Source organism: Gordonia rhizosphera NBRC 16068, assembly GCF_000298195.1.
Lineage (GTDB): Bacteria > Actinomycetota > Actinomycetes > Mycobacteriales > Mycobacteriaceae > Gordonia > Gordonia rhizosphera.
The window spans coordinates 60,551-68,678 of sequence record NZ_BAHC01000104.1 but is presented as its reverse complement, the minus strand read 5'-3'; the positions used below and the strand labels follow the sequence as shown (position 1 = coordinate 68,678).

The following is an 8,128-nucleotide window of genomic DNA, read 5'->3' as shown; positions in this document are numbered from 1 at the left end:
TTGTCGCGACATCGTCTGATGGAGTGGAACGGACCCGACGAGTCGCTCCGAGACGTGCTGGCGCACTTGGCCCTCGACAAGGTGCCGTGGCTGGCGTCCATCTCCGGTGAGGACGAACCGTCGTCGGCACGGCCGGTTCACGTGCGGGAACTGATCGAGATCCACGCCGACGTCGCGCCGCGCTGGCTGGCCCTCACCCGCGACATCGATCGTCGGTCCGGATGGTCGGACCGTATCGTCGACGCTATCTGCGATCCACCGGAATCCTTTCTGCTGTCACAGATCTGGGCCCACGTGCTGACGTTCTCGGCGCATCGTCGGCAGCTGGCCCGGTGGATGCTGACCGACGCGGGCATCGACGTGTCCGAACTCGACCCCGACCCGATCATCTGGCACCGACGACAATCAGGAGGATTCGCATGACCGCCACCGCGCCCCGCGCGCACTTCTACACCGCCACCACGCTGGACGGATATCTCGCCGACGAGCACGATTCGCTCGACTGGCTGTTGTCTCAGCCCATCGACGAGGAAGGTCCGATGAGCTACGGCTCCTTCATCACTGGGATCGGCTGCATGGTCATGGGTGCCACGACCTACCAGTGGTTGCTCGACCACGAGGTGTCCGACGGCAAGCCGTGGCCGTATGACATGCCGTGTTTCCTGTTCACCCATCGCACCGTCACCCCGGTGGCGGATTCGATCCGGGTCGTCTCGGGCTCCCCGTCCGATCACCGCGCGCAGATCGTGGAATCCGCCGGCGGCAAGGACATCTGGGTGGTGGGTGGCGGTGATTTGGCCGCGCAGTTCGCCGAGGCCGGATTTCTCGACGAGATCGTCGTGAACATCGCGCCCGTCACGCTGGGCGCCGGGCGGCCGTTGTTCCCCCGGCCCTTTGACCTCGAACTACTCGAGGTGGATCGCAATCGCGCATTCGTGTGTGCTCGGTATCGCGTTCTCGGCGCCCGGGTAGCCTCATCAGGATGAGCGATCAACAGTGGACAGCGTTCGAGGTCTCGATCTCCGATTTCATCGCCGAGGTGACACTCATCGGCCCCGGCAAGGGCAACGCGATGGGTCCCGACTTCTGGCGCGAGTTGCCGGAGATCTGCGCCGCGCTCGACCGGGACGACGACGTGCGGGCGATCGTCCTGACCGGATCGGGTGACCACTTCTCCTTCGGGCTCGACCTGCCGGCGATGGCGGGCGACATCGGCAAGGTCCTCGCCGAAGGCGCAAAGGCCCGGCCCCGCACCGAGTTCCACGACATGGTACGGAGGATGCAGGGTGCCATTTCGGCCGTGGCGGATTGCCGCAAGCCCGTGGTCGCAGCCATCTCCGGGTGGTGCATCGGCGGCGGCGTCGACCTGATCAGTGCGGCCGACATCCGGTACGCCAGCGCCGATGCCAAGTTCAGCGTCCGCGAGATCCGCGTCGCGATGGTCGCCGACGTCGGCAGCTTCGCGCGCCTGCCCCAGATCCTCTCCGACGGCCATCTCCGTGAGCTCGCGTTCACCGGCAAGGACATCGACGCCGAACGCGCCGCCCGGATCGGCCTGGTCAACGATATGTTCCCGGACCGCGAGGCGACCCTGGCCGCGGCCCGCGCGACCGCAGTGGAGATCGCGGCCAACCCGCCGCTCGTGGTCCAGGGTGTGAAGGCGGTACTCGACCACAGCCGCCGCCCCGCCGTCGATGACAGCCTGCGCTACGTCGCCGCCTGGAACTCGGCATTCCTGCCCAGCGACGACCTGACCGAGGCCATCAGCGCGATCTTCGAGAAGCGACCCCCGCAGTTCCGCGGGGCCTGATCGCGCCACCCGGTTCCCTGCCGTCCGCCGCGGTGCCGTCCGCCGCGGTGCCGGTCGGCGGGGTCAGGTGGCCGCGGGCGGTTCCAGCAGGAACACCGGTATCTGTCGCTGTGTGCGCGCCACGTACAGGTCGAAGTTCGGCCACACCCGCACCATCTCCGACCATGCGCGGTCGCGGTCGGTGCCGGCGAGTTCACGCCAGGCCATGGTCTGCCGACGCCCGTGATCGTCGACCTCGACGGTATCCGCCGCGCGGACGTTGAGGACCCACTGCGGCATGTCGGGACCGCCGAAGTAGGACCCGGCGACGAGCCATCCGTCGCCGCGCGGGACCGCGAGCAGACGGGTGTCGCGGACGATGCCGCTGCGCCGCCCGGGAACTCGCAGCGTGATGTTCGGCAGCCCGCCCAGGTCCAACAGACCGTATCGCTGACCGGTGACCCGCAGCAGGAAGATGTCGGCGACGACGATCTGCGGCAGGAAGCGCGGCATCCAACCGATCGCACCGATCTTGACCGCCACCGGGGTGAGAACGCCCATTCCCCCAGTCTGTCACCTCGCCGGGCGCGACATCATCTCGGTTCTTCGCGCAACCCGTTCGTCCACAGGGCGGCGGCGCTGTGGATGGACGAAACGCACCGGGCAAGTTCGCGAGCATGCTCGGCACATGACATTCGACAACACCCCGATCCCGGACATCTCCACCGCTGACGAGCCCATTCGCTGCGCCGACGACCTGCGCCAACGCTGGCGTGCGCTGTTGGGGCCGCTGGGCTTCTCCGAGTCGCTGCTGTGGTTCGTCGTCGTCGACGACGAGGACCGCCTGACACCTGCTCTCAACCAGCTCGAGCTCCCGATCCGGCCCGACGCATTTCTCACGGACATGCTGATGACGCGGTTACGTGAGGTCATCGACACGGTGCCCGGCCTGTCGATCGCCTGCCTGATCAGCCGCCCAGGCCGCGATGGCGTCACCGACGCCGATCAGTCCTGGGCGCGTTTGCTCACCGCGGACGCGCAGCGACACGGTGTCCCCCTGCATCCCGTGCACCGCGCCAACGACGTCTCCCTGGTCACCCTGACGATCGCCACCGACGCGGTCGCCTGAGTCGGGTACCTTCAGTCCCGTCGGCCGGCGACCTCGCGGGTCGGTTCCACGGGAGGACGGATGGTGACGCCTCAGCGCATCCTGCTCGACGGCGGGCAGACGGGCACGCGTGTGCGTATCGTCGGCGCCGCGACCACCGACCACACCGCCGGCCCGGTGCGGACCGACCGGCCGGTGGTGGGGCAGATCGCGGCCGTCGCGCGGAATCTACTGGGGTCGCTGGGTATTTCGGTGCACGAACTCGCCGCGGGGGTCTCCGGACTCACCCCTGCCGCGTCGCGCCCCGGCGAGCTGCTGGCCGCGGTCGCCGATCTGGGTATCGGCACGGTGGCATTGGCCCATGACTCGGTGACCGCATATCTCGGCGCCAACCGATTCGAACTCGGGGCGGTGATCGCGGTCGGCACGGGTGTGGTCACCCTCGGCGTCGGGCCGGCCGGCACGGCACGCGTCGACGGGTGGGGGCACCTCGTCGGCGACGCGGGCAGCGCCTACTGGATCGGGCGGGCGGGCCTCGACGCGGCGCTACGTTCCTTCGACGGACGCGGGTCGTCGACGGCGCTCGAGCCGGCGGCCGTTGAGGAATTCGGTGACCTCACCGAGCTCTACATGGTGCTGCAGGCCGACGATCGGCGCGTCACCCGGATCGCGGGCTTCGCCCGGGCCGTCGATGCCGCCGCCCGCACCGGAGACCGGGTGGCCGCTGGAATCAACGGCCGGGCGGCCGAGGAACTCGCCAGATCCGTGTGCGCGGCGCTCGCCCGCAGCGGACACCGACCCGACGCACCGGCCCGGGTCAGCTGGGTGGGCGACGTCCTCGCCCACAACGACCGGATCCGGAGCCGGTTCATCGAACTCGTCGGCGAGGCCGTGCCCGGCGCCACGATCGGCCCGCCGCACGGGGAGCCGCTGGACGGGATCGGCCTGCTGCTGGACCTGCCCGCCGATCATCCGTTGAGCGGGCAGGTCCACCGCGCGTGACGCCGCGCGACCGGACGGTCAGGAGTCGGCGGATCCCAACGATGCGGTGAGAGTGCCCGCGAGCAGCTTCGCGAACTCGGCGGGATCGTCGAGTTCACCGCCTTCGGCGATCACGGCGAGGCCGTAGAGCAACTTTGCGGTCGGCACGATGTCGGCGTGATCCTCGGAGGCGCCGAATGCCGTCTTCAGACCGGTGATGAGCGGATGGTCCGCGTTGATCTCCAGGGCCCGCTTGGATTTCGGCAACTGCTGCCCGGAGGCCCGGTAGAGTTTTTCCAACTGCGGGGACATCGAGAAGGTGTCGCCGACGAGGCAGACCGGGGATTCGGTGAGCCGCGACGACAACCGCGCCTCGTTCACATCCTCGGAGAGGGTGTCCGCCAGCCAGCTGAGCAGGCCAGAGAACTCCTCGGTCTGCTTCTCCTTGTCCGCCTTGGCTTTCTCGGACTCCTCGGAATCGGCGGTCTCCGCGTCGATCTCGTCGAGATCGACCGCACCCTTGGCGATCGAGGTGAAGGACTTGCCTTCGAACTCGAGGCCCGCGGTGACCCACATCTCGTCGACCGGGTCGGTGAGGAGCAGAACCTCGATTCCCTTGGCGCGGAACGCCTCCATATGCGGTGAGTTCTCGATCTGCTGACGGCTCTCGCCGGTCATGTAGTAGATCGTGTCCTGCCCGGTGCGCATCCGGCCGACATAGTCGGCGAGAGTGGTGAGTTCGTCGGCAGACTCCGTCGACTCGAACGACGACGCCTTCAGCAGCGCGTCGCGATTGTCGAAGTCGTTGACCAGACCTTCTTTCCAGACCCGGCCGAAATTCTGCCAGAACGTCTTGTAGTCGTCGGGGCGCGAGCTACGCAGGTCCGACACCGTCGAGATCACGCGTTTGGTGAGTCGGCGACGGATGGCGCGGATCTGCCGATCCTGCTGGAGGATCTCGCGGGAGACGTTGAGCGACAGGTCGGCGGCGTCGACGACACCCTTCACGAAGCGCAGGTACTCGGGGATCAGCTCCTCGCAGTCGTCCATGATGAAGACGCGTTTGACATAGAGCTGGATGCCGGAGGTGTGCTCCCGCATGAACAGGTCGAAGGGCGCCTGCGACGGAAGGAACAGCAGCGCCTGGTATTCGAAGGTGCCCTCCGCCTTGAGCGTGATGACCTCGAGCGGTTCATCCCACGCGTGGCTGACGTGCCGGTAGAACTCGTTGTACTCGTCCTTCGACACCTCGTCGGACGACTTGGCCCACAGCGCCTTCTGCGAGTTGATCGTCTCGGTGACGATCTCGGTGCGGGGTTCGGCGTCCTCGGCGTCCTCGTCGGAGGCCGGAACCGGCTTCTCGACGTCCATTCGGATAGGCCACGCGATGAAGTCCGAATACCGCTTGACCAGCGCCCGCAGCTTCGTCGGGTCGGTGTAGTCGTAGAGGTGGTCCTCGGTGTCGACGGGCTTCAGCGTCAGCGTCACCGACGTCCCCTGCGGCGCGTCCGCGACGTCGTCGAGCGTGTAGGTGCCGTCGCCCGTCGACTCCCACCGGGTGGCGACGTCCTCGCCGGCGTGGCGGGTGACGAGGGTGACCGTGTCGGCGACCATGAAGGTCGAGTAGAAACCGATGCCGAACTGCCCGATCAACTCCTCGGATGCGGCCGCGTCCTTCGCCTCGATGAGCTTGCGACGCAACTCGGCGGTGCCGGACCGCGCGAGCGTGCCGATGAGCCCGATCACATCCTCCCTGGACATGCCGATGCCGTTGTCTCGGACGGTGAGGGTCCGCGCCTGCGCGTCCGCCTCGAGTCGGATGTGGAGATCGGAGGTGTCCACATCCAGACTCTTGTCCTGCAGGGACTCCAGACGCAGCTTGTCCAGCGCGTCCGAGGAGTTGGAGATCAGCTCGCGCAGGAAGCTGTCCTTGTTCGAGTAGACCGAATGCACCATGAGATCCAGCAACTGCCGGGTCTCCGCCTGGAACTCGTGAACCTCAGTTTGACCACTCATGATCGACCTCCACTTGACAGCCTTCGACGGAGCCGGATCTTACCGATCCACCCATTGGCTACCCTGAAGTGGGTCCTCCGGCGTGTGCCGATCGACCCGAGCCCACGTCCGCCACAGGAAGCCCGGTGAATGTCTGATCCTCGGCTGTTGTTCGTGCACGCGCACCCCGATGACGAGTCGCTATGGACCGGCGGCACGATCGCACGCCATATGGCCGGCGGTGGGGACGCCGACCTGGTCATGTGCACGTGGGCGGAGGGGACATGGCGGCACGCCGAGCTGGTGGACGCGGCCCGCGAGCTGGGACTCCCCCGCCGCCCGATCATGCTCGGCTACGCCGACGACCGGGTGCCGGAGTCCGCACCGGGTGCGCCGCGCTTCGCACACGTGCCGATCGACGATCAGGTACGTGAAATGGTCGCCCTGATCCGCCGCCTGCGTCCCGACGCGATCGTCACCTACGACGCAATCGGCATCTATGGGCATCCGGACCATATCCACGCTCACCGGTTGGCGATGGTGGCCGCCGACGCCGCCGCCAGTCCGCGGCTGTACCGGTCCGAGGGTGAGGGCTGGCAGACCAAGTCGATTTACTTCGTCACCATCCCGAAGTGGATGGTCGACGACGTACAGGATGATCTCTTCGCCAGTACACCCCGCGACTATCTGCCGGGGACGCCGAAGTCCGCGATCGATCTCGTCATCGACGTCACCGAGTGGCGCGACCGCAAGGCCGCCGCGATCCGCGCCCACCGCACCGAGTTGAAGCGCAGCAAGACGATGCAGGCGCTGCTGGCCCTCCCCTCCGAACGACGCACCCGTCTACTGGGGACTGAGAACTATATCCGTCGCGACCTCGTCCCGGGCGGGTTCGACCTCGCGTAATCGTCCACCGCACGCCCATCCCGCTCACCGCCACGCCCATCGTGCGCACCCCCACGTCCACCGTGGACACGCACACGCCCATCGTGCGCACCCCCTCGTCGATCGTGCGCACCGCCACGCCCACCGTGCGCACGCACACGCCCATCGTGCGCCCCCCACGTCGATCGTGCGCACGCACACGCCCATCGTGCGCCCCCCACGTCGATCGTGCGCTCTGGACCCGTCGAAGATGTTTCCCGGAGAGATGAAACCGATCGGACCTCCGCTGCGTCCAAGGAAACATGCAGAATCTGACGCCCGACGACAGGCGCCTCATCCGGCGGCAGGAAGCCATCGAGGACTGCGGGATGACCGCCGAGCAGTTCGAGGCCGCATTCAGACGTTTGCACGGCGATCAGTACGTCTCTCGGGAGGCGCTGCTCTCCGCGCGCGAGCACATTGTGCGGACTGTGCGCAACGCCGACGGCGAGCCCGTCGTCGGGGGAATGGCCGCCTCGATCATGCACGGTTGCCGTTGGTACGACGATGATTTCATCATCGAACTCATTCGGCATCCGACGGGTTCGGGGAGGCCGGGGCTTGGCAGCCGCATCCACCGAACCGACCTCGACGCCACCGACGTGATGGTGGTCGACGGCATCCGGGTGACGACTCCGATCCGCACTGCCTTCGATCTCGGGCGGATCGCACCGGAGTGGCGTGCTCTCGGGTATCTCGATGATCTCGTCCGTGCCACGGACTTCCCCATCGAGGAGCTCCACGTCTACGCTCACAATCGAAGTCGTCGTCGACGAATCCGGCAGTTGCGCAACCTGATACCACTGATTGACGCAAACGCCGAGTCGCCGCCGGAGAGCTGGGTCCGACTCTTGATGCTCCGGGGCGATCTACCCACCCCGGAGACCCAGATCCGGGTCGCTGACGAGACGGGGTTCGTCTTCGCGCGAATAGACCTCGGTTATCGGCTCCCGAAAATCGCGATCGAGTACGACGGCGAGGACTACCACGCCTCGCCGGAGCAGCGCGCGAGTGATGAAGCGCGCGACGCGAAGTTGCGGGATCTCGGGTGGATCATCATCCGGATAGACAGGGAGCGACTGCGGACGGCTCCGTGGAGCATCATCATCGAGATCGACAAGGCCCTGCGGTCACGTGGTTGTTATTACTGAACCTGCCGACGCGGACCGGCTGGGATGCGCACGCTCGACGTCCGGATGCGCACGCTCGACGACCAGGGGCGCACGCTCGACGACCAGGGGCGCACGCTCGACGTCCGGATGCGCACGCTCGACGACCAGGGGCGCACGCTCGACGACCAGGGGCGCACGCTCGACGTCCGGATGCGCACG

General features: G+C 67.2%; 8 protein-coding genes and 1 pseudogene. 7 read left to right on the top strand and 2 right to left on the bottom strand.

Going from position 1 to position 8,128, the window contains the following annotated elements; genetic code table 11:
- From GORHZ_RS12225 to GORHZ_RS12215, 3 genes and pseudogenes are all read left to right on the top strand, one after another.
- A pseudogene (locus GORHZ_RS12225) lies at positions 1–423 on the top strand (AraC family transcriptional regulator); the annotation flags it as partial.
- Positions 420–986 (top strand): dihydrofolate reductase family protein, encoded by a 567-nt coding sequence (locus GORHZ_RS12220; protein ID WP_006333362.1) that lies wholly within the window; start codon positions 420–422, stop codon positions 984–986. The pseudogene GORHZ_RS12225 and the gene GORHZ_RS12220, both read left to right, overlap by 4 nt.
- Complete coding sequence (locus GORHZ_RS12215; protein WP_006333361.1) at positions 983–1,810, top strand: crotonase/enoyl-CoA hydratase family protein; 828 nt, start codon at positions 983–985, stop codon at positions 1,808–1,810. The genes GORHZ_RS12220 and GORHZ_RS12215 overlap by 4 nt, the downstream gene beginning before the upstream one ends.
- A 63-nt stretch (positions 1,811–1,873) precedes the next feature.
- On the opposite strand, the gene GORHZ_RS12210 is transcribed toward GORHZ_RS12215, so the two are convergent.
- On the bottom strand, positions 1,874–2,350 hold the full coding sequence (locus GORHZ_RS12210) for a nitroreductase/quinone reductase family protein (RefSeq protein ID WP_006333359.1): 477 nt from the start codon (positions 2,348–2,350) through the stop codon (positions 1,874–1,876).
- Positions 2,351–2,477: 127 nt separating this feature from the next.
- On the opposite strand from GORHZ_RS12210, the gene GORHZ_RS12205 reads away from it, so the two are divergent.
- Positions 2,478–2,918 (top strand): hypothetical protein, encoded by a 441-nt coding sequence (locus GORHZ_RS12205; protein ID WP_006333357.1) that lies wholly within the window; start codon positions 2,478–2,480, stop codon positions 2,916–2,918.
- A 60-nt stretch (positions 2,919–2,978) separates the two neighbouring features.
- On the top strand, positions 2,979–3,899 hold the full coding sequence (locus GORHZ_RS12200; protein ID WP_006333355.1) for an N-acetylglucosamine kinase: 921 nt from the start codon (positions 2,979–2,981) through the stop codon (positions 3,897–3,899).
- A gap of 18 nt (positions 3,900–3,917) precedes the next feature.
- Here the strand turns inward: GORHZ_RS12200 and htpG are convergent, their stop codons facing one another.
- Entirely contained in the window at positions 3,918–5,894 is a 1,977-nt protein-coding gene (htpG, locus tag GORHZ_RS12195; protein ID WP_006333354.1) for a molecular chaperone HtpG, read from the bottom strand.
- A 129-nt stretch (positions 5,895–6,023) separates the two neighbouring features.
- Between htpG and GORHZ_RS12190 the strand changes: the two genes are divergently transcribed.
- Together GORHZ_RS12190 and GORHZ_RS12185 are read left to right on the top strand one after the other, a co-directional pair.
- Complete coding sequence (locus GORHZ_RS12190; protein WP_006333353.1) at positions 6,024–6,779, top strand: PIG-L family deacetylase; 756 nt, start codon at positions 6,024–6,026, stop codon at positions 6,777–6,779.
- Positions 6,780–7,060: 281 nt separating this feature from the next.
- The gene (locus tag GORHZ_RS12185; protein WP_006333352.1) at positions 7,061–7,948 is read left to right on the top strand and encodes an endonuclease domain-containing protein; all 888 of its coding nucleotides are present in this window, start codon (positions 7,061–7,063) and stop codon (positions 7,946–7,948) included.
- The last annotated feature ends 180 nt before the right edge of the window (positions 7,949–8,128 follow it).